Here is a 22003-nt window from a genome sequence, read left to right on the forward strand (position 1 = left end):
TGCGTCAAATCGCTGACCTTCGTTGCCCACGCGCCCTCGCTGGGCTGAGCGGCTGATGCATGAGCGGTCTGGTCGGACCTGACGAGCCATCCTAGCTCGCTTCAAATAACGCCATGGCCTCGACATGTGCCGTCTGAGGAAACATATCGAGGATCCCGGCACGTTTTAACCGGTAGCCCTGCTTGATCAATTCGACCGTGTCGCGGGCCAAAGTTGCCGGGTTGCACGACACATAAACCAACCGCTTGGCACCCAGCGATGCGAGTGTGCGTACCACCTCGAAAGCACCATCGCGCGGTGGGTCCAAGAGTACCGCAGAAAAGCCCTCGCCGGCCCATTTGGCATCAGCCAAAGGCTGGGATAAATCGGCCTGAAAAAACTTCGCGTTATGCAGATTGTTGCTAGCGGCATTCGCAGCGGCGCGTTCGACCATGGTCTGCACACCTTCTACCGCTACCACTTCACGGACTTTCTGCGCCAGCGGCAAGGCAAAGTTACCCAGGCCGCAGAACAGATCGAGCACGCGTTCGTCAGCGGCAGGCTTCAGCCATTCCAGCGCCTGGGCAACCATCGCTTCATTGACCCCGGCATTCACCTGAATGAAGTCACCCGGGCGATACGCCAGTTCAAGATTCCATTGCTCAAGTCGGTAACCCAGCGCCTGATCGGCATCGACCGGTTGCGGCTCGACTTCGCCATGCAGCCACAATTGGGCATCATGGAATACGCAGAATTCCTTGAGGATGCTCAGGTCGTTTTCAGACAGTGGCGCCATGTGGCGCAACAACAAGGCCAGGGATGAACCGGCGAACAATTCCACATGACCCAACGCCTGAGGCTTGCTCAAACGCCGGAGCATTTCCGGCAAACCGCTCATGATCGGCTGCAAGGGCTGTACCAGCACCGAGCAATCATTGATGCCGACGATGTCCTGGCTGCCGGCGGCACGAAAACCGACTTCGAGTTTTTTAGTCTTCACGTCCCAGCGCACCGCCACCCGGGCGCGGCGTCGGTAGGCGAATTCAGGACCGCTCAAGGGCTCTGCCCACTGCTCGGGTTCGACACCGGCCACTCGCGACAACTGCTCGGCGAGCATGCGCTGTTTCAGGGCGAGTTGTTCGCTGTGGGGCAGATGCTGCACGCTGCAACCACCGCAGCGCCCGGCATGGGCGCACGGTGCCGGACGACGCAATTGATTGGCGACGAAGACGCGCTCGGTGCGCGCCTCGACAACTTTGCCATGGGCACCCAGGACGCGCGCCTCGACTTCTTCACCGGCCAAAGCACCGATGACGAACCAGGTACGACCTTCGAAAAACGCGATACCGCGCCCGTCATTCGCCAGGCGCTCGATGCTCAAGCGCTGTTTTTTGCCGGTCGGGACTTGCGGGGCCTTGCTGCCGCCAGTGGGCTGGAAGCGCAGGCCTCTCTCTTGCTTGGCCATCAGTTGGGTGCGTCGAAAATGCCGGTCGACAAATAACGGTCGCCACGGTCACAAATGATCGCGACCATCACCGCGTTTTCGACTTCTTTGGACAGGCGCAGCATCGCGGCTACAGCACCACCCGAGGACACGCCACAGAAGATCCCTTCTTCGCGCGCCAGACGACGGGTCACGTCTTCGGCTTCGCTTTGGGCCATGTCGACGATGCGGTCAACCCGATCGGCTTGATAGATCTTCGGCAGGTATTCCTGCGGCCAGCGACGGATACCCGGAATCGCCGAACCTTCCATTGGTTGCAGACCGACGATCTGCACAGCGGGATTCTGTTCTTTCAGGTAACGCGAGACACCCATGATGGTGCCCGTGGTGCCCATGGAACTGATGAAATGAGTAATGGTGCCCTGGGTCTGGCGCCAGATTTCCGGGCCGGTACCGGTGTAATGCGCCTCGGGGTTGTCGCCGTTGGCGAACTGGTCGAGCACCTTGCCGTGACCCTCAGCCTGCATCCGCTCGGCGAGGTCGCGAGCACCTTCCATGCCCTCTTCCTGGCTGACCAGAATCAGCTCCGCGCCATAAGCGGTCATCGCAGCCTTGCGTTCAGCGCTGGAGTTGTCGGGCATGATCAGGATCATCTTGTAACCCTTGATCGCCGCGGCCATGGCCAGGGCAATCCCGGTGTTGCCGGAGGTCGCCTCGATCAGCGTATCGCCAGCATGGATCTGCCCACGCAGCTCGGCACGGGTAATCATCGACAGCGCCGGACGGTCCTTGACCGAACCCGCCGGGTTATTACCCTCGAGCTTGAGCAGCAGGGTGTTGCTGGTGGCGCCGGGCAGGCGCTGCAAACGAACCAGCGGAGTGTTGCCGACGCAATCGGCGATGGTTGGGTACTGCAAGGTCATGGCGTATTCGCAATCCAGACTGCGGGGGCGACCATCATACCGGCAAACGTGCGCAGGCCATATCACGCAAAGTGTGGTGCTTATGGCTAATGGGAATAAGCACTGGTTTTGACTCAGATCGTTCCCACGCTCTGCGTGGGAATGCAGCCCGTGGCGCTCTGCGTCACATGCGCCCAGATGCGGGATGCAGAGCGTCCCTAGAGGCATTCATTAATGAGCCAACAACCGCATATTCAGCCGCAACCCCTGCCCCGTGTTCTCCGCCCACAAGCGCCCGCCCTGACGCTGCACCGCGTTGCGCGCGATGCTTAGGCCCAAGCCAAAGCCGCCATTGCCGGGGCGTGAGCCGTCGAGTCGGGTGAACGGGTCGAAGATACGTTCCAGGTCATGTTCGGCAACGCCACCGCCCTGGTCTTCGAGCCACAGATGCCAATAGTCACCGTCGCGCTGACCGTCGAGGCGCACGCTGCCACCGACCGGAGAATGGCGGATGGCGTTGCGCAGGATGTTTTCCAGTGCCTGGGCCAAGGTATTCAGGTGGCCGCGAACCCAGCACGAAGCCACCACCGCGCAGTGCAGTTGCCCGGCGGGCCAAGCGCTTTCATAACAGGCGTCTTCCGTGAGCATTTCCCAAAGCGCCTGTATCTGGATCGCCTCATCCGGTAATGCCAAGCACTCCGTGTCGAGCCAGGCCAGTTGCAGAGTGTCCTCTATCAGCCGTTGCATGCCATCGACTTCGCGACCGATTCGCTCGCGTAGTTGCAGCAGGTCCTCTTCACTTTCGCTGGCCACCCGCAGACGGCTCAACGGTGTGCGCAGTTCGTGAGACAAGTCGCGTAGCAGTTGCTGCTGCACAGCCTCGGGGCTTTGCCGGCGTTCGGACATTTGATCGAAAGCGCGGGCCTGTTCATCCCGGTTGTTCAAAGGCGTCACCCGGTCAGACCATTTCATCAACGGCACTCATTACATAACCCTTGCCCCACACGGTGCGCACTTCGCGCTCGCCGTAGCCGATGGCCTTGAGTTTGCGGCGAATCTGGCTGATGTGCATGTCCAGGCTGCGGTCGTGGGGGGCGTAGCCGCGCTGCAACACCTGCTGATAAAGGAAGGCCTTGCCGAGCACTTCATCGCCATTGCGGTTCAGGGTTTCCAGCAGCCGGTATTCGCTGCGAGTCAGCCCGGCCCACTGCTCAGCATAATGAACATCACACCGTTCCTCGTCGAAACGCAGGTTGTGAACGTCGCCGTTGAACGCTGGCGACGTATGTCGCCGGTCCAGGGCCACCCGCCGCAGGATAGCTTCGATGCGCACCCGCAACTCGGCCATGCTGAAAGGCTTGGGCAGGTAGTCGTCGGCACCCAGACGAAAACCACTGATGCGATCCGCTTCGGCGCCCAGTGCCGACATCAGCAGCACCGGGGTGGAATCGCGGGTCCGCAGGTCGGTCAATACCGCCAGGCCATCCATGCCTGGCAGCACAATATCCATCAGCACGATATCGAAGGTCTGCTCGCGAGCAATCGCCAACCCGTCCTCGCCGTTCTGGCACCAGGTCACCTGAAAACCACAGCGCCCCAGATGTTCATGAACATGTGCCCCCACTACAAGGTCGTCTTCAATCGCCAGGATACGAGGGGGGACAACGGATACGGGAGTCATTAGCTTCTGCAAGTCATTCTCAATCATTGATTATTCTAGATTGCCCGGCAGTGAGCAACCCGTGACTCTCGTCGCTGCCCCCGGTAACGCTCAAACCGTCACAAAGCTCTGGATAATTTGCCGGGATTGCCTGCCAGCAAATCGCTACACTGCGCGGGTAGCGCGTGCCGGATGCACGCACGGTCATCTATAAACAGCGTGATAGCAGGAGAGTGACGTGCTGAAGAAACTGGGGATCAAAGGTCGCGTATTGTTGTTGACCTTGTTGCCGACCAGCCTGATGGCCTTGGTTCTGGGCGGCTACTTCACCTGGATGCAACAGTCCGACCTGCAAACCCAACTTCTGCAACGCGGCGAAATGATCGCCGAACAGCTTGCACCTCTGGTCGCCCCGGCCATGGGCCACAAGAATGACGACTTGCTGGAACGCATCGCGACCCAGTCACTGGAGCAACCGGACGTGCGCGCCGTGTCGTTCCTGGCGCCGGACCGCACGCAACTGGCGCACGCCGGGCCGCTGATGCTCAACCAGGCGCCCACCGGCGACAGCGCGCATATGCTGCAACGCACCGGCAGCGACGCCACCCGTTACCTGCTGCCGGTGTTTGGCAGGCATCGCAACCTGGCCGGCGAGCTGATCCCCGATGAATCCGATCGCTTGCTGGGCTGGGTCGAGCTGGAACTCTCCCACAACGGCATGTTGCTGCGCGGTTACCGCAGCCTGTTCGCCAGCGTGCTGTTGATCGCCGCAGGTCTGGTCGGCACAGCGTTGCTGGCATTGCGTATGGGCCGCACCATCAATACACCGCTGAACCTGATCAAGCAGGCCGTGGCACAACTCAAGGAGGGTCATCTCGAAACCCGCCTACCCCCGCTTGGCAGCCAGGAGCTGGATGAACTGGCCTCGGGTATCAACCGCATGGCCAGTACCCTGCAAAACGCCCAGGAAGAACTGCAGCACAGCATCGATCAGGCCACCGAAGACGTCCGGCAGAACCTCGAGACCATCGAGATCCAGAACATCGAGCTGGATCTGGCGCGCAAGGAAGCCCTGGAAGCGAGCCGGATCAAGTCCGAGTTCCTCGCCAACATGAGCCACGAGATTCGCACGCCGCTCAACGGCATCCTCGGTTTCACCCATTTGCTGCAAAAAAGCGAACTGACGCCGCGTCAGCTCGACTACCTGGGCACGATCGAAAAGTCCGCCGACAGCCTGCTGGGGATCATCAACGAGATTCTCGACTTCTCGAAAATCGAGGCCGGCAAACTGGTACTCGACAGCATTCCGTTCAACCTGCGCGATCTGCTCCAGGACACCCTGACCATCCTCGCCCCGGCCGCCCACGCCAAACAGCTCGAACTGGTCAGCCTGGTGTACCGCGACACCCCGCTGTCGCTGGTTGGCGACCCGCTTCGGCTCAAGCAGATCCTTACCAACCTTGTGAGTAACGCGATCAAGTTCACCCGCGAAGGCACCATCGTCGCCCGCGCCATGCTTGAAGAAGAACACGAAGACAGCGTGCAACTGCGCATCAGCATTCAGGACACGGGCATCGGCCTGTCGAATCAGGACGTACGCGCATTGTTTCAGGCCTTCAGCCAGGCCGACAATTCATTGTCGCGGCAACCGGGCGGTACGGGTCTGGGGCTGGTGATTTCCAAGCGTCTGATCGAGCAGATGGGCGGTGAGATTGGTGTCGACAGCACACCGGGCGAAGGCTCGGAATTCTGGGTCAGCCTGAGCCTGCCAAAAACCCGCGACGATGCCGAAGACCTGCCAGGACCACCGTTGCTCGGACGGCGCGTTGCGGTGCTGGAAAACCACGAGCTGGCACGCCAGGCCTTGCAGCATCAACTGGAAGACTGTGGCCTTGAAGTGACCCCGTTCAACACCCTCGAAAGCCTGACCAATGGCGTCACCGGCGCGCACCAGACCGAGCAGGCGATCGACCTTGCCGTGCTCGGCATCACCTCCAACGACATGCCACCGGAGCGGCTGAATCAGCATATCTGGGACCTCGAACACCTGGGTTGCAAAGTGCTGGTGCTGTGCCCGACCACCGAACAGACGCTGTTCCATCTCTCGGTGCCCAACCCTCACAGCCAATTGCAGGCCAAACCGGCCTGCACCCGCAAGTTGCGACGTGCGCTGTCGGATCTGGTCAACCCGCGTCAGTTACGCAATGAACCGGGCGAACCAATTTCCAGCCGCGCACCCAAAGTACTCTGCGTCGACGATAACCCGGCCAACCTGCTGCTGGTACAGACGCTGCTCGAAGACATGGGGGCCAAGGTACTGGCAGTCGAAAGCGGTTACGCAGCGATCAAGGCCGTGCAGACCGAAGCCTTCGATCTGGTGCTGATGGACGTGCAGATGCCGGGCATGGATGGACGCCAAAGCACCGAGGCGATTCGCCAATGGGAAAGCGAACGGCATTGCACGCCGCTACCGATTGTCGCCCTCACCGCACACGCGATGGCCAACGAAAAACGCGCCTTGCTGCAAAGCGGCATGGACGATTACCTGACCAAACCGATCAGCGAACGCCAACTGGCGCAGGTGGTGTTGAAGTGGACCGGGCTGGCCCTGCGTAACCACGGTCCTGAGCGGGCCGACGTTTATGGCAACAACAGCGACCTGCTGGTACTCGATCCCGATGAAGGCCTGCGCCTGGCGGCCGGCAAAGCCGATCTGGCGGCCGACATGCTGTCGATGTTGCTGGCCTCACTGGAAGCCGATCGCGAGGCGATTCGCGTCGCTCGTGAAAGCAATGACCAGAATGCCCTGATCGAACGGGTCCACCGCCTGCACGGGGCGACACGCTATTGCGGCGTTCCGCAGTTGCGTGCGGCCTGTCAGCGCAGTGAAACCCTGCTCAAGCAACAAGACCCCAAAGCGGTCGTGGCACTGGAAGAGCTTGAGCGGGCGATCAACCGCCTGGCCTCGCAAGCGCGTATCGGCGCTTGACCCAGCGCAATGGCGCGGCGGGCGTTGAGAGTTAAACTCAGCGCATACCCCTACGGATTGATCGTTCCCACGCTCTGCGTGGGAATGCCTCGCTGGACGCTCCGCGTCCGCTCTTGGGACGCGGAGCGTCCCGGGCTGCATTCCCACGCGGGAGCGTGGGAACGATGAAACGCACTCAAGCACAAGGATGACACCATGCGCACCATTCTCTTCAGCAGCCAGACATACGACCGCGAGAGTTTTCTCGCAGCCAAAGTGCCCGCCGGTATCGAATTGCACTTCCAGCCTGCGCGCCTGAGTCTGGACACGGCGGCGCTGGCCGAGCGGCATGAAGTGGTCTGCGCCTTTATCAATGACGACCTCAGCGCGCCGGTGCTTGAACAACTGGCCGCTGGCGGCACGCGCCTGATCGCCCTGCGCTCGGCCGGTTACAACCACGTTGACCTGGCTTGCGCGAAACGCCTGGGGTTGAGCATCGTCCGCGTGCCGGCCTACTCGCCCCATGCCGTGGCCGAGCACGCGGTGGCGTTGATCCTGGCCCTGAACCGACGCCTTTACCGCGCCTACAACCGGACCCGCGAAGGCGATTTCAGCCTGCACGGGCTGACCGGTTTCGACCTGTTCGGCAAGACCGTCGGCGTGGTCGGCACCGGCCAGATCGGCGCCACCTTCGCGAAAATCATGGCCGGGTTTGGCTGTAAGCTGCTGGCTTACGACCCCTGCCCCAATCCGCAAGTCCAGGCCCTCGGTGTTCGTTACCTGCCATTGCCGGAGCTGTTGGCCGAAGCGCAGATCATCAGCCTGCACTGCCCGCTGACCGCCGAAAGCAAACACCTGATCAACAGCCAGTCGCTGGCACATCTGCAACCCGGCGCCATGCTGATCAACACCGGGCGTGGCGGACTCGTCGACACGCCTGCGCTGATCGATGCACTGAAAAGCGGTCAGCTAGGGTATTTGGGGCTGGATGTCTATGAAGAAGAAGCCCAACTGTTCTTCGAGGACCGCTCCGACCGGCCGCTGCAAGACGATGTGTTGGCGCGGCTGTTGACCTTCCCTAACGTGATCGTCACCGCACACCAGGCCTTCCTGACCCACGAAGCATTGGCCGCAATCGCCACGACCACCTTGCAGAACATCACCGATTGGGCCGCTGGCACACCTCACAATCAGGTCGAAAGCTGATTTGGTCTGATCGAAGGTCGCAACCATGGGCCATGCCCGATTCTTTCGCGTGCTAGCATACCGCGCATATTTGGAGGACCCATGGTCGAACACGATTTCCGCTACAGCCTGATGAACCCGCAACACACCCTGACCGAATGCCGCGCGCTGACGCCGGGGCGTTATCAAGTCACCGGCAACGGCGGCTCGATACGCGCCGATGACGTGTTGTTGGTCACCCTCAAAGGCAGCAAGGACTTGTCCATGCGCCTGACCGTTGAAAACGTTCGCCACCTGCTCAAGCCCATGGGCCAGTGGGTTGCCGTGGCCAGTGGTCCGGTGTTTGGTGAACTGGCGATCCACAACTGGCAAGTGAACTGCGACAGCTGCGCCAAAGAGCTGAAGTTCGAGTTCGCGGTCGACGCCAAATTGGGCAACAAGGCAGAAAAACCGGCCGCCACCGCACGGATTGCCGAGCTGGGCTGGACCACGGCCGGTGAAAAGCACCTGTGCCCGAAATGCCAGGAGCCCGCGTAATGAAACACCTCGTTCTGGCCGCGATGGCAGGTGCCAGCCTGCTGGGTTGCGCCGCTGAGCCGGTGCAACTGCAACAGGATCGCAGCTATGTGCTGGAGTGGATCGGCGAACGCCCGCTGATCGACTACAGCCACCTGACCATTACCTTGGGTGAAGACGGTCGCGCTTATGGCAATGGTGGCTGCAACCACTGGTTCGCGCCCTACACGCTGGACGGCGCCAAGCTGAGCTTCGGCAAAGTCGGCAGCACCCGCAAAATGTGCGCCCCGGCCTTGATGGAACAGGAAAAGCGCTTCCTGCAAGCGCTGGAAACCGTGCAGCGCTGGGACATCTCACCCATCGAGCAAATGCGCTTCTGGCCCGCCGAAGGCAAGCCGCTGCGCTGGTGGCTTGAAGAGGGTTAATCCCCACTCGTGAGGTGAACACCGTCCCTGTGGCGAGGGGGCTTGCCCCCGCTGGGCTGCGAAGCAGCCCTAAATCCACCAACGCATTCTGTCAGGCACACCACCGCTACCTGATTTGCGACTGCTGCGCAGTCGAACGGGGGCAAGCCCCCTCGCCACACAAGCTCCCTCGCCACAGGTGGGTGCTCGGCCCGTCGTCAATTCATCGCCTGCAACACCTTGAGCTTCGCCATCACCCCCGCCGCCGTCTGCTCTCCCATCAACTGCTCACGCACCTTGCCCTTGTCATCGATGATGTAAGTCACCGGCAGCGCCTCGCTGCGCGGCAATTCGAAGCGGTCGGCCGGATCCTGGGCCAGCACGGTGAACGTAATCCCGAGCTTTTCACTGGCGCTCTTGAGCTCTTCGCCCTGCACATTGTCGAAATTGACCCCGAACACACTGATCTTCTGACCTTTGAGCTGTTCAGCCAAAACGTTCAATTGCGGGATCTCGGTACGGCACGGGCTACACCACTCGGCCCAGTAATTAAGTACAAACCATCGGCCATCCAACCGCTCGGACGCTACTTTCTGTCCCAGTTGATCGGTGCCGTAGTCATAGCCACAGCCGCCAAGCAGCACGGTTGCGAAGAGGGCCAATGCTGCTGTCAGTCGCCTTGTCATGGGGTCATCCTTACTCAAAAAAAACAGGTTCTGCTGCGACCCATCGCCTCCCAAGGTTCAGGACTGCTCGCTGCACAGGTAGAATAGCCGCCACCTTACGCAAGATGCGAACCGCACATGACCGATCTGACGCTTTATCACAACCCGCGCTGCTCGAAATCCCGCGGTGCGCTGGAACTGCTGGAAGCCCGTGGCCTGACGCCAACCGTGGTCCGCTACCTGGAAACCCCGCTGAACGCCGCGCAGTTGCAAAGCCTGCTGGGCAAACTCGGCATCAGCGCCCGCCAATTGCTGCGCACCGGCGAAGACGAATTCAAAGCCCTGAACCTGGCCGACAGCAGCCTGAGCGAAGCGCAATTGATCGCCGCTATCGCCGAGCATCCGAAACTCATGGAGCGACCGATTCTCGAAGTCGGTGACAAAGCCGTCATCGGCCGTCCGATAGAGAACCTGCTGGAGATTCTGCCGTGAGTACGCCGTACATTCTGGTTCTGTATTACAGCCGCAGCGGCTCGACCAATGAAATGGCCCGACAGATTGCCCGTGGCGTTGAACAGGCCGGGATGGAAGCGCGCCTGCGCACGGTGCCGGCGATCTCCAGCGAATGCGAGGCGGTGTCGCCGGACATTCCCGACGAAGGCGCACTGTACGCCAGCCTCGACGACCTGAAAAACTGCGCGGGCCTGGCCCTTGGCAGCCCGACCCGCTTCGGCAACATGGCGGCGCCGCTGAAGTACTTCCTCGACGGCACCAGCAACCTGTGGCTGACCGGCGCACTGGTGGGCAAACCGGCCGGGGTCTTCACCTCGACGGCCAGCCTGCACGGCGGCCAGGAAACCACCTTGCTGTCGATGATGTTGCCATTGCTGCACCACGGCATGCTGATCACCGGCCTGCCCTACAGCGAATCGGCATTGCTCGAGACCCGCGGCGGCGGCACGCCTTACGGCGCCAGCCATCACGCCGGTGCTGACGGCAAAAGCGGCTTGAACGAGCATGAAGTCGCCTTGTGCCGGGCCTTGGGTCTGCGTTTGGCGAAAACCGCCCTGAAACTGGAGCGCTAACGTGGCCAAAAAGCCGAAGGTTCTGCCCTCCATCGATTGGCTCGAACCGCGAGTTCGGGCGATGCGCGTCATCAGCCTGCTGTGCTACTTCGGCCTGGCGGGATTGCTCTGCGCCTATTACCTGATGATCGCCGACCTGCATGGTGCACGGCCGTGGGTCATCCTGCTGATTGAACTGGTGCCCTTGTTGGTGCTGGCACCGGGCATGCTCAGCGGCAGCGCGCGCGGGCATTCATGGATGTGTTTTGTGGTGAACCTGTATTTCATCAAGGGCGCGACTGCCGCGTTCGACCCGAATCGACAGGTGTTTGGTCTGCTGGAAATGGCCGCGAGCCTGGCAGTGTTCTGCTCGGCACTGCTGTATGTGCGCTGGCGGTTCCAGCTCAATCGTAAGCTGGCTGGCGAAGGCGAGATATCCGTCGCCTGACAGGACGCCATCGCGGGCAAGCCTTGCTCCTACGGTTTTAGGTAGAACGTATCATTTGGGTACGACACAAAACTGTAGGAGCTGGGGGGCGCCTAGCTCTTGCTCGCGATGAAGGCGACACGCTCTCAATGATTGACGGTGTAAGCCAGCATCATCGATATCTGACACATCGGCCGGCCGCTCTCGGCGTGCCATTGGTTGAAGGCGCTCTGCACCGTGGCCAGATCGCGCAGGCTGGTCGGCACCTTGTCGATGATCTCTTGCGCATTCAACGCCGCGACCACGTCATAGCTCGGCACGAAGGTGTCCTTGCCGACCATCCGCAGAAACCGCGGTGCCGATAACCCGCCCAATTGATGCCCGTGTTTGGCCAGGTACTTCCACAGGCCAACGATGTCGGTCACCGGCCATTCGGCGATCAACTCGCCGAAGCTACCCTTCTCTTTCGCCACGTCCAGTATGAACTGCGCATTGCGCGGCACGCTCTTGAGCTTGCCCAGGTGGCGAATGATCCGCGCGTCCTGCATCAGGCGCTCAAGGTGCTCGGCGCCCATCAGTACGACCTTTTCCGGATCGAACCCGAAGAACACTTCTTCGAATGCCGGCCACTTGGCGTCCACCAGGCTGTGCTTGAGGCCTGCGCGAAACACCCGCAACGCCAAGGTCGACAGGTAGCGATCATCGCTGATCTGGCGCAGTTGTGCCGGAGTCTTGGGTTCGGGCAGATGGGCTTCCAGTTCGGCTGCCGAACCAAAACGGTTCAGACAGTATTCGTGCAGCCACTTGTAATCGCGCATGCCCTCTCCTGAGCAATGAAATAAAAACGGCGCCCGCGCAGGCGGTGTGAAAACGTAGCGAGCGAAGGCAAGACAAGGCGAAAACAGGCGAGGACGCGGAGTTTACGAGCTGTAAATGAGCAGTCCGAGCCTGTTTTCAACGCAGTATTGCCAAGTGCAGTAGTTTTCACACCGCCTGCGCGAGCGCCGTTAAGTCAGAACGGTCCAGCAATCAGAGATTCACCACATTGACGAAACGCGACGCAGCGGTTTCGTCGATACGCAGGTTGGTGAAGTCGAACAGGTTACGGTCCGCCAGCTGCGACGGAATGACGTTCTGCAAACCGCGGAAAATGCTTTCGGTGCGGCCCGGCGTCTTGCGCTCCCACTCCTGAAGCATTTCCTTGACCACCTGACGCTGCAGGTTTTCCTGGGAACCGCAGAGGTTGCACGGGATGATCGGGAACTGCTTGAAGTCCGAGTAAGCCTGAATGTCTTTCTCGTTGCAGTAGGCCAGCGGGCGGATCACTACGTTACGGCCGTCGTCGGCACGCAACTTCGGCGGCATGGCCTTGAGCGAGCCGTTGTAGAACATGTTCAGGAAAAACGTCTCGACGATGTCGTCGCGGTGATGACCGAGGGCCATTTTGGTCGCGCCGATTTCGTCGGCGAAGGTGTAGAGCGTGCCGCGACGCAGGCGCGAGCACAACGAACAGGTGGTCTTGCCTTCCGGCACCAGTTCCTTGACCACTGAGTAGGTGTCCTTTTCGACGATGTGGTATTCCACGCCCAGCTCTTTCAGGTAGGCCGGCAGCACATGCTCAGGGAAACCCGGCTGCTTCTGGTCCATGTTCACCGCGACGATCTCGAACTTGATCGGCGCCACCTTCTGCAGGTGCATCAGCACGTCGAGCATGGTGTAGCTGTCTTTGCCGCCGGACAGGCAGACCATGACCTTGTCGCCGTCTTCGATCATGTTGTAATCGGCGACGGCTTCACCGGCCTGTCGGCGTAGACGTTTCTGCAGTTTGTTCTGGTTGACCGAAAGAGTGCCCATGGCGCTTGAAATCCGCGAGGTGTGACGAAAGGCGAACATTTTACGCAAAAACCCTTCGGGGGCGAAGAGCCTGGAGTCCGCGCTTTGTCTGACTTGAGCATACCCCTGTGGCGAGGGAGCTTGCTCCCGTTCGACTGCGCAGCAGTCGTAAAACCTGCTGCTACGGTTGCGCTGAAAAAACGAAGTGTCTGTATTGGGGCCGCTTCGCGCCCCAGCGGGAGCAAGCTCCCTCGCCACAGGGGCGATACCCAGATCGAGCAGCAATTAACCCCGGCTTTTACAGCGCGATTTGCTCTAAAGCCCCCCACCTGTGACAGCCAGTACTTTCTATACTGCGACATAAGGTCGCGCGCATTTCAGACCTCTACTTACTTGGCCGCTGGCCCGTAGGCGCTCCGCTGGGGGGCGATAGCAATCACGAAGGAGTGACTGACTATGATCCATCACGTCGTGGGGCTTTTCACCCACCCTGATCAAGAATGGAAAGAAATCCGTGGCGACCAAGAGGAAAGTATCGGCCACATGTACCTCACCCACACGCTGATTCTGGCGGCAATACCGGCAATTTCGGCGTTTATCGGTACCACCAAGGTCGGCTGGGTCATCGGTAGCCGCGCGCCGGTCATGCTGACCCAGGAAAGCGCGCTCTGGATGACCATCATGTCGTACCTGGCGATGCTCGGCGGGGTTGCGGTGATGGGCGCGTTCATTCACTGGATGGCTCGCACGTATGACGCCAGCCCGAGCCTGGCGCGCTGTGTCGCGTTTGCCACCTACACCGCCACGCCACTGTTCATCGGCGGTCTGGCGGCGCTGTATCCGCACATGTGGCTGGGCATGGTCGTTGGCACTGCAGCCATCTGCTACACCGTGTACCTGCTGTACGTGGGGCTACCGACCTTCATGAACATTCCGTCGGACGAAGGTTTTCTGTTCTCAAGTTCAGTGCTTGCCGTAGGGTTGGTGGTGCTGGTGGCGATCATGGCATTCACCGTGATTGTCTGGGGCCTGGGCGTTGGCCCGGTCTATACCAACTAGAACCGGCAACTTAAACGGGCAAATGAAACGGGCGAAGGACGCTGCCTATAAAACAAACAGGGATCTGCCAACACAGGCCGCCGCAAGGCGGCCTTCTTTATTGTTCGACGACCATTCGGCGCCTGAGCGATTCGCAATGAGCACAGTTTGCAGCATACTCGACGCCTCTGGAGATCCGCCAAGAATGCCTCAGCAACTCAATTCCCGCGTCGAAGACTGTTTCCAACAAGCCGAATCCTTTTTCAAACGACCTTTCAAACGCCCGGTGGTCAGCCTCAAGTTGCGCGGTCAGAAGGCCGGCGTGGCACACCTGCATGAAAACCTGCTGCGTTTCAATCCGCAGCTGTACCGGGAAAACGCCGAAGACTTCCTCAAACAGACCGTGGCTCACGAAGTCGCGCACCTGATCGCCCATCAACTGTTCGGTGACCGCATACAGCCGCATGGCGAAGAATGGCAATTGATCATGCGCGGGGTGTACGAACTGCCGCCCAACCGCTGCCACACCTACGCCATCAAACGCCGCAGCGTGACTCGCTACATCTACCGCTGTCCGTGCGCCAACAGCGATTTCCCGTTCTCGGCCCAGCGCCATAGCCTGGTGCGGCAAGGGCGGCGGTATTTGTGCCGGCGTTGCCGGCAGACGCTGGTGTTTACCGGTGAGTCGCGGGTCGAATGACCGCATGGGAACGATCACAGCACTACCTTCGCTGTACGCAACTCCTCGATTTGTTCAGCGCTATACCCCAACTCACCCAACACCTGATCGGTATGCTCGCCCAATGCTGCGCCGACATGTCGAGGCTCGGGCAACCCGCCTGAAAACTTCAACGGGCAGGCCATCTGCGCCTGCGCGGTGCCGTCTCCGCGTGGCACCTGGGTGACCAGATCCCGAGCCTTCAGCTGAGGGTGCTCAACCGCCTCGGCCAGGCTCAGCACCGGCTCGACGCAAGCATCGAGCCCGGCAAACAGCGTGCAGAGTTCGGCAAAGTCATGTTTTTCGAATTCGATCTGAAACGCCAGTTTGAGCGCCTTTTGCTGCTCGGGGACGGGCGACAAGCCCAGCACCGCCAGCTCCGGCTGCCCCAGCGCCGTGCACAGCTGCTGCATGAAGCCCGGTTCCAGGCTGCCGACAGACATCCAGCGACCATCGCGAGTGCGGTAATAGTCGTAGAAGCTGCCGCCATTGAGCATCTGATTTTCGCGCCCCGGTGTGATACCGCAGGCCAGATACCCCGCGCCTGCCATGGCGTTCAGGCTGAATGCGCAATCGGTCATGCTCACGTCCAGGTGTTGCCCCAGGCCACTGTGTTGACGGGCAATCACCGCCGCCAGCAGGCCGATCACCCCATGCAGTGAACCACCGGCAATGTCCGCGACCTGAACGCCCAATGGCAGCGGCCCGCTATCCTGGTGTCCGGTGTAGCTGGACACACCGGACAGTGACAGATAGTTGATGTCGTGACCGGCGCGGTCCTTGTAGGGGCCCGTCTGGCCGTAACCGCTGATCGAGACGTAAATCAGTCGCGGATTGATCGCCTTCAGGGCCTCGTACCCCAGCCCCAGGCGCTCCATCACCCCGGGGCGAAACTGCTCGAGGAGGATGTCGTGGTCTTGCAGCAGTTGCTTGACCACCTCCAGCGCTGCCGGCTGCTTGAGGTCCAGCGCCAGGCTGCGCTTGTTGCGATTGAGGTAAGCGTGGCTGGCAGAAGTGCCTTGGTCGTGGGGCGGTAAAACCCGCAACAGGTCCATCCGGGTCGGTGATTCGATCCGCAACACCTCGGCGCCCATGTCCGCCAGCAACAACGAGGCAAACGGCCCCGGCAACAGCGTCGAAAAATCCAGAACCTTGAGTGATGCCAATGGCCCGTGCATGTGCGTTCTCCTAAGCGATACCTCAAGCCTAGGCAGCCGATGACCTGGCAGCAATCACCTTAACCATCAGCCGGGCTGACCTTTGCGCTCAAACTGCAGGCGATAAAAAACCCGCCGAAGCGGGTTTTTCATCAACTCGATGAATTACTTCAGCGAAGTCGGGGCCGGGCTTTCAGCCACATGCACATCGTCTTCGCCATGCGTAGTGGTGATTGCACGACCACCGGAAGCCAGTTCCGTATGCATCTGGTCGACGTCCAGCTCCTTGACCCACTTGGCCACGACCAGGGTGGCAACCGCGTTACCCACCAGGTTGGTCAGGGCGCGGGCTTCGGACATGAAGCGGTCGATACCCAGGATCAGTGCCAGACCGGCAACCGGCAGGTGACCGACCGCCGACAGGGTGGCGGCCAGCACGATGAAGCCGCTACCGGTCACACCGGCCGCGCCTTTGGAAGACAGCAGCAGCACGATCAACAAGGTGATCTGGTGAGTGATGTCCATGTGGGTGTCAGTCGCCTGAGCGATGAACACCGCGGCCATGGTCAGGTAGATGGCAGTACCGTCCAGGTTGAACGAGTAACCGGTCGGGATCACCAGACCCACGACGGATTTCTTCGCGCCCAGACGCTCCATCTTGATCAGCATGCGTGGCAGTACCGATTCCGAAGAGGAAGTACCCAGCACGATCAGCAGCTCTTCACGGATGTAGCGAATCACTTTCAGCACGCTGAAACCGTGAGCGCGCGCGATGCCGCCCAGCACGACCAGAATGAACACCACGCACGTGATGTAGAAGCACGCCATCAACTGACCCAGTTGCACCAGCGAACCCACACCGTAGGCACCGATGGTGAAGGCCATCGCGCCCAGGGCACCGATTGGCGCGAGCTTCATGATCATGTTGATGATGTTGAACATCACGTGGGCGAAGCGATCGATGAAGTCCAGGATCGGCTTGCCGTAGGCGCCCAGGCGATGCAGGGCGAAACCGAAGATCACCGAGAACATCAGCACTTGCAGGATATCGCCATTGGCGAACGCACCGACAATGGTGGCCGGGATGATGTTCAGGATGAAGCCAACGACGCTTTGATCAGCACCGGCCGCGACATAGGCCGCAACCTTGGAGGCGTCCAGTGTGCTGACATCGATGTGCATGCCGTTACCTGGCTGCACGATGTTGACCACTACCAGACCCACCAGCAATGCGATGGTCGAAACGATTTCGAAGTACAGCAGCGCGTAACCGCCGGTCTTGCCGACCGACTTCATGTTCTGCATGCCCGCGATACCGCTGACGACGGTGCAGAAGATGATCGGTGCGATGACCATTTTGATCAGTTTGATGAACCCGTCACCCAGTGGCTTGAGCGCCACGGCGGTCTGCGGGTAGTAGTGACCGAGCGCGATGCCGATAACGATGGCAACGATCACCTGGAAATACAGGGATTTGTACAGTGGCTGACGAGTCGTCATTGCAAAGTTCCTCAAGAGCACCGCGCTGCAATCAATCATCTGAGGCAGGCGACACCTAAAGTGCGAACCCTCCTGCACCGGAGGGATTTGTTTTGTCGAGCTGCGCGCTGGCAGACCTCTCGCCCTTATCGCAAAGCCCGTGCCACCTTGCCAAAATCGCCCAAAAGCCTTTTGCTATCAGGGCTGCCGGATTTTCTTCATCCCTTGACCAGCCGACCGGGGTGGCGGATTTCCGCCCACCAACCGGCTCTCGTCCTACAATTTGGCGGATATCCGCCTTGTCCCGCCACTAGGCCGTGGCTACTATCCGCCACTCAATGGACGGATCAGACCCCAATGCGCGAACGTACCATCGCCAGTCATTTTGCTCGTGCGGCCCTCGGTGGCGCGCGCCGACGCGGCTATGACTATTCGGGTCTGTTGCAACAGCTGGGGATCAGCGTCGAATTGCTCGACGAACCTCGCGCCAGGATCGCGCCCGAACAGTTCACCAGCCTGCTGCAAGGGCTCTGGCAAGCGCTGGATGACGAATACCTGGGCTTTGCCCGCGGCCCAAGCAAACGTGGCACCTTCGCCATGATGTGCCATGCCTTGATTCACTGCCGCACGCTCGAGAAAGCACTCAGTCGCGGCTTATTATTTTATAGCCTATTCCCCGACGCTCCGCGCCTGACCCTGACCCGCGAAGGTGAAATGGTGCGTTTGAGCCTGGATGATTCTCGGCTGTGGGACCCGGATCACTTTTTCAGCGAATGTCAGCTGGTGATCTGGCATCGACTGGGCAGTTGGCTGATCGGTCAGCGCATTCGCCTGGAACAGGCCTGTTTCAGCTACCCGAAACCCGGGCACGCTGCCGAGTACGACCTGTTGTTCCCCTGCCCGATGGTGTTTTCGGCCGAGCAAAGCAGCCTGTTGTTCCACAGCCGTTACCTGCACATGCCGTTGTTGCAGGACGAACGTACCCTCAAGCATTTCCTCGAGCGCTCGCCCGCCGATCTGCTATCGCGCCCGGATGACGGCGATAGCCTCAGCAGCCAGTTACGCCGCCTGCTCAGCCGCGACAGTGCGCGCTGGCCAGACCTGGAAGCGGTTGCCGCCCACCTGCACATCAGCCCGCAGACCTTGCGTCGGCACTTGCGTGAAGAGGGTTCTAGTTTTCAGGAATTGAAAGACCAACTGCGCCGCGACATCGCGATTTATCACCTCAGCCGTGCCGACCTGTCATTGCAACAGATCGCCGAACAGCTGGGATTCTCCGAGCCGTCGGCGTTTCACCGGGCGTTCAAGAAGTGGACCGGGTTGACGCCTGGCGCTTATCGCGCGCAGGAGAACTGAGTCGTCAGTGATTGTTCCCATGCTCTGCGTGGGAACGAGATTATTGAGGTTGTTTCACACCACCGGAAAATGAATCCGGAATGCCGCGCCGCCCAAGGCTGAATCCCCCAGGGTCAATTGTGCGCCGTAGCTCTCGATGATGTCCTTGACCACCGCAAGGCCGATGCCCTGCCCCGGGTGCTGGCGGTCCAGCCGTTCGCCGCGCTGAAGAATCCGCGCACGTTGATCCGGCGGTACGCCTGGGCCGTCATCTTCGATGCACAGTTCCACACCACTCACGGTTTGCCGCAAGCTGACGCGCACTTCGCCCAGGCACAGGCGGTAGGCGTTTTCCAGCAGGTTACCGAGCATTTCCAGCAAGGCACCCTGCTCGATCGGCACGTAGCACGGGTTCGGCAGGTCGAACGAGGTCCGTACCTGCTTGTCGCGATAGACCTTGTCCAGTGTGTCGCAAAGGCTTTGCAGCACCGGCCGCAATCGCACCTGGTGACGCACCAGACCGCTTTTGCGCAAGCTCGCGCGCTGTAACTGATAGCTGATCTGTTGGCTCATGCGCTCGATCTGCGATTGCAGCACCCACGCCTGCTCCCGATCTTCCGGCCGCTGGGCCATGTCTTCACTGACCCCTTGCAACACCGCCAACGGGGTTTTCAGGCTATGGGCCAGATCATCCAGAGAGTCGCGGTAGCGACTGCGCTGCTCACGCTCGCTGCGCAGCAAACGGTTCAGCGAACCGGTCAGGCGCAACAATTCGCGGGGGTGTTCTTCGCTGAGGCTTTCAAGGACACCGTTCTCGATCTGGTCGAGTTCCTGGCTCAAGCGTTTCAAGGCCTGCAAGCCCCAGGTCAGGCCGATCCACAGCAGCGACAGCAACACCAGTAACGCAGCGCCAAAACCCAGGTAGAGATTTTCCCGCAGGCCGTCGAGCGTCTGCTCGTACTCACGCACCGGCTGCAGCGCGACGATACTGAACGCTGCGTTTTTACCGCCGAGCAACTTGACCTCGACGTCATAGACGAAGAATTCCTGACCGTTGGCTTCACGAATCCGCGCGAATTGATCGCCGTGTCCGTCGTAACGCGGTCGGTAACTGATGTCCTCATCATGAGTCGCCCGCGAGCGCCAGACCAGATGACCGTCGCGATCATAGATGTAGCCCAACAGGCGACTGTCGGTGAGGTTGAGGAGCTCATCCGGCAACTGCGTGGGCATCACCAACCGGTTGTTTTCAACCCGCGCAGCAGATATCAGTGTGGTGACATCCGAGGCCAGGCGCTGCTTGATCGAATCTTGCAGCGCCAGGCTGAACGCGCCCTGCATGGCCGGCAACAAGGCCAGCATGAACAGCACCGCCAGTGTCGTGGCGGCGAGCATCAGGCGCAGGCGCAGCGATCGAATCACCGGCAGCGCTCGTTGAACAGGTAGCCCAGGCCACGCACGGTATCGATCGGCTTGAAGCCGGTCGGCCCTTCCAGCTTGCGCCGCAGGCGGCCGACCAGCACTTCGATCACGTTTGGATCACGCTCGTCGTCGTCCGGATAGAGCTGTTCCATCAATCGGTCCTTGGCGACCACCTGCTGGTGATGACGCATCAGGTATTCGAGGATCCGGTATTCGTAAGCGGTCAATGCCAACGGCTGCTCGTCGAGGGTCGCCTGCTTGCGATTGAGGTCCAGCACCAGCGGCCCGGCAATGATGGTTGACTGGGTAAAACCGCTGGAGCGGCGTAGCAAGGCGTTCAGGCGCGCGTCCAGCTCTTCGAACTGGAACGGCTTGACCACGTAATCGTCGGCACCGGCGGCCAGGCCTTCGACCTTGTCCTGCCAGTTGCCGCGCGCGGTCAGGATCAGGATCGGAAAGGTCTTGCCTTCCGCACGCAGCTGGCGAATCAGGTCCAGCCCACCCATGCCCGGCAAACCGAGGTCGATCACCGCCAGGTCATGGTTGAATTGCCCGGTCTGGTACAAGGCCTCTTCGGCATTGGCCACGGACTCGACCACGTGGCCATTGTCGGTCAGGCGGGTTTGCAGGTGATGACGCAGCAGCGCTTCGTCTTCGACGACCAGCAGTTTCATAACGCTCTCCCAGGCAAAATCAACATCTCCACAGGTACCTCGCACCTCGATTGCTAATACGCCAGTAACGGTAACCTGGTTCAACCAAGGTGTTTGGCGAAACCTGCTGCATCATCCCGGACAACCCTGACGAAGTAACCGATACCACAGTTGTGACTGTAGGTTAACCACAACCCGCTGAACTCGGACTGAACAGGATCGACTAGGCTGTCTGGACGTCTTTTAAAGGAGCATCAACCATGCGTGTATTGATCGCACTCGTTTTATTCGCCCTGAGCAGCCTCAGCCAAGCGGCCATCAAGACTCAGGAGATTCCTTACAAGAGTGCCGACGGGACTGAAATGATCGGCTATTACGCCTACGACGACAGCATTCAGGGGGCTCGCCCGGGCGTGGTGGTGGTCCATGAGTTCTGGGGGCTTAACGACTACGCCAAGCGCCGGGCCCGCGACCTCGCCGGGCTGGGCTACAGCGCGCTGGCGATCGATATGTATGGCAAAGGCAAAAACACCGAGCACCCGAATGACGCCATGGCATTCATGAATGAAGCGCTGAAAAACAGCGCAACGGCCAGTGCCCGCTTCAATGCCGGGCTTGATCTGCTGAAAAAACAACCGCAGACCGACCCGAAAAAACTCGCGGCCATCGGTTACTGCTTCGGCGGCGGGATTGTCCTCGATGCCGCCCGCCAAGGGGCACCGCTGGCGGGTGTGGTGAGTTTCCACGGCGTATTGGCGACCAACACCCCGGCGACACCTGGCAGCGTCAAGGCCAAGCTACTGGTAGAGCACGGTGCTCTGGACAGCATGATCACCGCAGATCAAGTGGCAGCGTTCAAAACCGAAATGGACAAGGCTGGCGCCGACTATAAGTTCGTCAGCCTGAAAGGTGCCAAGCATGGTTTCAGCAATCCGGACGCTGATCGCCTGAGCCACGGCGATCACGGCGGCCCGGACATCGGCTACAACAAAGCCGCCGATGAAAGCTCGTGGGCGGACATGAAGGCGTTCTTCAAAAAAATCTTTGGCTAATCGCTGACTGCACCCACCTTGTGGCGAGGGAGCTTGCTCCCGCTGGGTCGCGAAGCGGCCCCCAAAACCTGCTCATGCATTCACTCGAATGTACCGAGTACG

General features: G+C 60.4%; 21 protein-coding genes and 1 pseudogene. 11 read left to right on the forward strand and 11 right to left on the reverse strand.

Going from position 1 to position 22003, the window contains the following annotated elements; translation table 11 throughout:
- Positions 1 to 91: 91 nt before the first annotated feature.
- The 4 genes and pseudogenes from rlmD to KRR23_RS07130 form a co-directional block, all read right to left on the reverse strand.
- The gene (gene rlmD, locus KRR23_RS07115) at positions 92 to 1444 is read right to left on the reverse strand and encodes a 23S rRNA (uracil(1939)-C(5))-methyltransferase RlmD (RefSeq protein ID WP_216741917.1); all 1353 of its coding nucleotides are present in this window, start codon (positions 1442 to 1444) and stop codon (positions 92 to 94) included.
- Positions 1444 to 2346, reverse strand: coding sequence for a cysteine synthase CysM (cysM, locus tag KRR23_RS07120; RefSeq protein WP_216741918.1), 903 nt, complete (start codon positions 2344 to 2346; stop codon positions 1444 to 1446). Before cysM ends, rlmD begins: the two co-directional genes overlap by 1 nt.
- A 210-nt stretch (positions 2347 to 2556) precedes the next feature.
- Positions 2557 to 3246 (reverse strand): annotated as a pseudogene (locus KRR23_RS07125) (sensor histidine kinase); the annotation flags it as partial.
- 37 nt (positions 3247 to 3283) lie between these two features.
- A complete protein-coding gene (locus tag KRR23_RS07130; protein ID WP_216741920.1) occupies positions 3284 to 4006 on the reverse strand; it encodes a response regulator transcription factor in 723 nt (240 codons plus the stop codon).
- 217 nt (positions 4007 to 4223) lie between these two features.
- Between KRR23_RS07130 and KRR23_RS07135 the strand changes: the two genes are divergently transcribed.
- The 4 genes from KRR23_RS07135 (at position 4224) to KRR23_RS07150 (ending at position 9079) form a co-directional block, all read left to right on the forward strand.
- Positions 4224 to 6974, forward strand: a complete 2751-nt coding sequence (locus tag KRR23_RS07135) for a response regulator (RefSeq protein WP_216741921.1) — start codon at positions 4224 to 4226, stop codon at positions 6972 to 6974.
- Between the two features lie 195 nt (positions 6975 to 7169).
- Entirely contained in the window at positions 7170 to 8159 is a 990-nt protein-coding gene (locus tag KRR23_RS07140) for a 2-hydroxyacid dehydrogenase (protein ID WP_216741922.1), read from the forward strand.
- A gap of 81 nt (positions 8160 to 8240) precedes the next feature.
- Positions 8241 to 8675 carry a hypothetical protein gene (locus tag KRR23_RS07145; protein ID WP_216741923.1) on the forward strand — a complete coding sequence of 145 codons (435 nt, stop codon included), beginning with the start codon at positions 8241 to 8243 and terminating at the stop codon, positions 8673 to 8675.
- Positions 8675 to 9079, forward strand: a complete 405-nt coding sequence (locus tag KRR23_RS07150; protein ID WP_216741924.1) for an META domain-containing protein — start codon at positions 8675 to 8677, stop codon at positions 9077 to 9079. The genes KRR23_RS07145 and KRR23_RS07150 overlap by 1 nt, the downstream gene beginning before the upstream one ends.
- A gap of 197 nt (positions 9080 to 9276) precedes the next feature.
- On the opposite strand, the gene KRR23_RS07155 is transcribed toward KRR23_RS07150, so the two are convergent.
- Complete coding sequence (locus tag KRR23_RS07155) at positions 9277 to 9744, reverse strand: TlpA disulfide reductase family protein (RefSeq protein ID WP_216741925.1); 468 nt, start codon at positions 9742 to 9744, stop codon at positions 9277 to 9279.
- A gap of 117 nt (positions 9745 to 9861) precedes the next feature.
- Here KRR23_RS07155 and arsC point away from each other — a divergent pair, with 117 nt between their 5' ends.
- Genes arsC through KRR23_RS07170 form a run of 3 tightly spaced genes read left to right on the forward strand, consistent with a single transcriptional unit; the run spans position 9862 to position 11235 of the window.
- On the forward strand, positions 9862 to 10215 hold the full coding sequence (arsC, locus tag KRR23_RS07160) for an arsenate reductase (glutaredoxin) (protein ID WP_054593577.1): 354 nt from the start codon (positions 9862 to 9864) through the stop codon (positions 10213 to 10215).
- Positions 10212 to 10808 carry an NAD(P)H:quinone oxidoreductase gene (gene wrbA / locus KRR23_RS07165; protein ID WP_103318739.1) on the forward strand — a complete coding sequence of 199 codons (597 nt, stop codon included), beginning with the start codon at positions 10212 to 10214 and terminating at the stop codon, positions 10806 to 10808. The genes arsC and wrbA overlap by 4 nt, the downstream gene beginning before the upstream one ends.
- Before the next feature lies 1 nt (position 10809).
- Positions 10810 to 11235, forward strand: a complete 426-nt coding sequence (locus KRR23_RS07170) for a DUF2069 domain-containing protein (protein ID WP_216741926.1) — start codon at positions 10810 to 10812, stop codon at positions 11233 to 11235.
- Positions 11236 to 11360: 125 nt separating this feature from the next.
- Here the strand turns inward: KRR23_RS07170 and KRR23_RS07175 are convergent, their stop codons facing one another.
- Both KRR23_RS07175 and ttcA read right to left on the reverse strand, forming a co-directional pair.
- Positions 11361 to 12032: a DNA-3-methyladenine glycosylase I gene (locus KRR23_RS07175; RefSeq protein WP_216741927.1), complete on the reverse strand. Its 672-nt coding sequence runs from the start codon at positions 12030 to 12032 to the stop codon at positions 11361 to 11363.
- 211 nt (positions 12033 to 12243) lie between these two features.
- The gene (gene ttcA / locus KRR23_RS07180; protein ID WP_054593581.1) at positions 12244 to 13068 is read right to left on the reverse strand and encodes a tRNA 2-thiocytidine(32) synthetase TtcA; all 825 of its coding nucleotides are present in this window, start codon (positions 13066 to 13068) and stop codon (positions 12244 to 12246) included.
- 435 nt (positions 13069 to 13503) lie between these two features.
- Between ttcA and KRR23_RS07185 the strand changes: the two genes are divergently transcribed.
- The gene (locus tag KRR23_RS07185; protein WP_216741928.1) at positions 13504 to 14106 is read left to right on the forward strand and encodes a Yip1 family protein; all 603 of its coding nucleotides are present in this window, start codon (positions 13504 to 13506) and stop codon (positions 14104 to 14106) included.
- A gap of 184 nt (positions 14107 to 14290) precedes the next feature.
- Positions 14291 to 14785, forward strand: a complete 495-nt coding sequence (locus tag KRR23_RS07190) for a SprT family zinc-dependent metalloprotease (protein WP_216741929.1) — start codon at positions 14291 to 14293, stop codon at positions 14783 to 14785.
- A 14-nt stretch (positions 14786 to 14799) separates the two neighbouring features.
- Here the strand turns inward: KRR23_RS07190 and KRR23_RS07195 are convergent, their stop codons facing one another.
- Both KRR23_RS07195 and KRR23_RS07200 read right to left on the reverse strand, forming a co-directional pair.
- Complete coding sequence (locus KRR23_RS07195) at positions 14800 to 15981, reverse strand: CaiB/BaiF CoA-transferase family protein (protein WP_216741930.1); 1182 nt, start codon at positions 15979 to 15981, stop codon at positions 14800 to 14802.
- 144 nt (positions 15982 to 16125) lie between these two features.
- Positions 16126 to 17460, reverse strand: coding sequence for a dicarboxylate/amino acid:cation symporter (locus KRR23_RS07200; RefSeq protein WP_216741931.1), 1335 nt, complete (start codon positions 17458 to 17460; stop codon positions 16126 to 16128).
- A gap of 336 nt (positions 17461 to 17796) precedes the next feature.
- Between KRR23_RS07200 and KRR23_RS07205 the strand changes: the two genes are divergently transcribed.
- Positions 17797 to 18795 (forward strand): AraC family transcriptional regulator, encoded by a 999-nt coding sequence (locus KRR23_RS07205; RefSeq protein WP_216741932.1) that lies wholly within the window; start codon positions 17797 to 17799, stop codon positions 18793 to 18795.
- A gap of 54 nt (positions 18796 to 18849) precedes the next feature.
- Here KRR23_RS07205 and KRR23_RS07210 read toward each other — a convergent pair whose 3' ends face one another.
- Positions 18850 to 20196 carry an ATP-binding protein gene (locus tag KRR23_RS07210; RefSeq protein WP_216741933.1) on the reverse strand — a complete coding sequence of 449 codons (1347 nt, stop codon included), beginning with the start codon at positions 20194 to 20196 and terminating at the stop codon, positions 18850 to 18852.
- On the reverse strand, positions 20193 to 20870 hold the full coding sequence (locus tag KRR23_RS07215) for a response regulator transcription factor (protein ID WP_103318720.1): 678 nt from the start codon (positions 20868 to 20870) through the stop codon (positions 20193 to 20195). The genes KRR23_RS07210 and KRR23_RS07215 overlap by 4 nt, the downstream gene beginning before the upstream one ends.
- A 239-nt stretch (positions 20871 to 21109) precedes the next feature.
- Here KRR23_RS07215 and KRR23_RS07220 point away from each other — a divergent pair, with 239 nt between their 5' ends.
- Positions 21110 to 21901, forward strand: a complete 792-nt coding sequence (locus tag KRR23_RS07220) for a dienelactone hydrolase family protein (RefSeq protein WP_103318717.1) — start codon at positions 21110 to 21112, stop codon at positions 21899 to 21901.
- The last annotated feature ends 102 nt before the right edge of the window (positions 21902 to 22003 follow it).

The sequence above is a fragment of the Pseudomonas sp. CVAP#3 genome (genome assembly GCF_018986375.1).
GTDB classification, from domain to species: domain Bacteria; phylum Pseudomonadota; class Gammaproteobacteria; order Pseudomonadales; family Pseudomonadaceae; genus Aquipseudomonas; species Aquipseudomonas helvetica.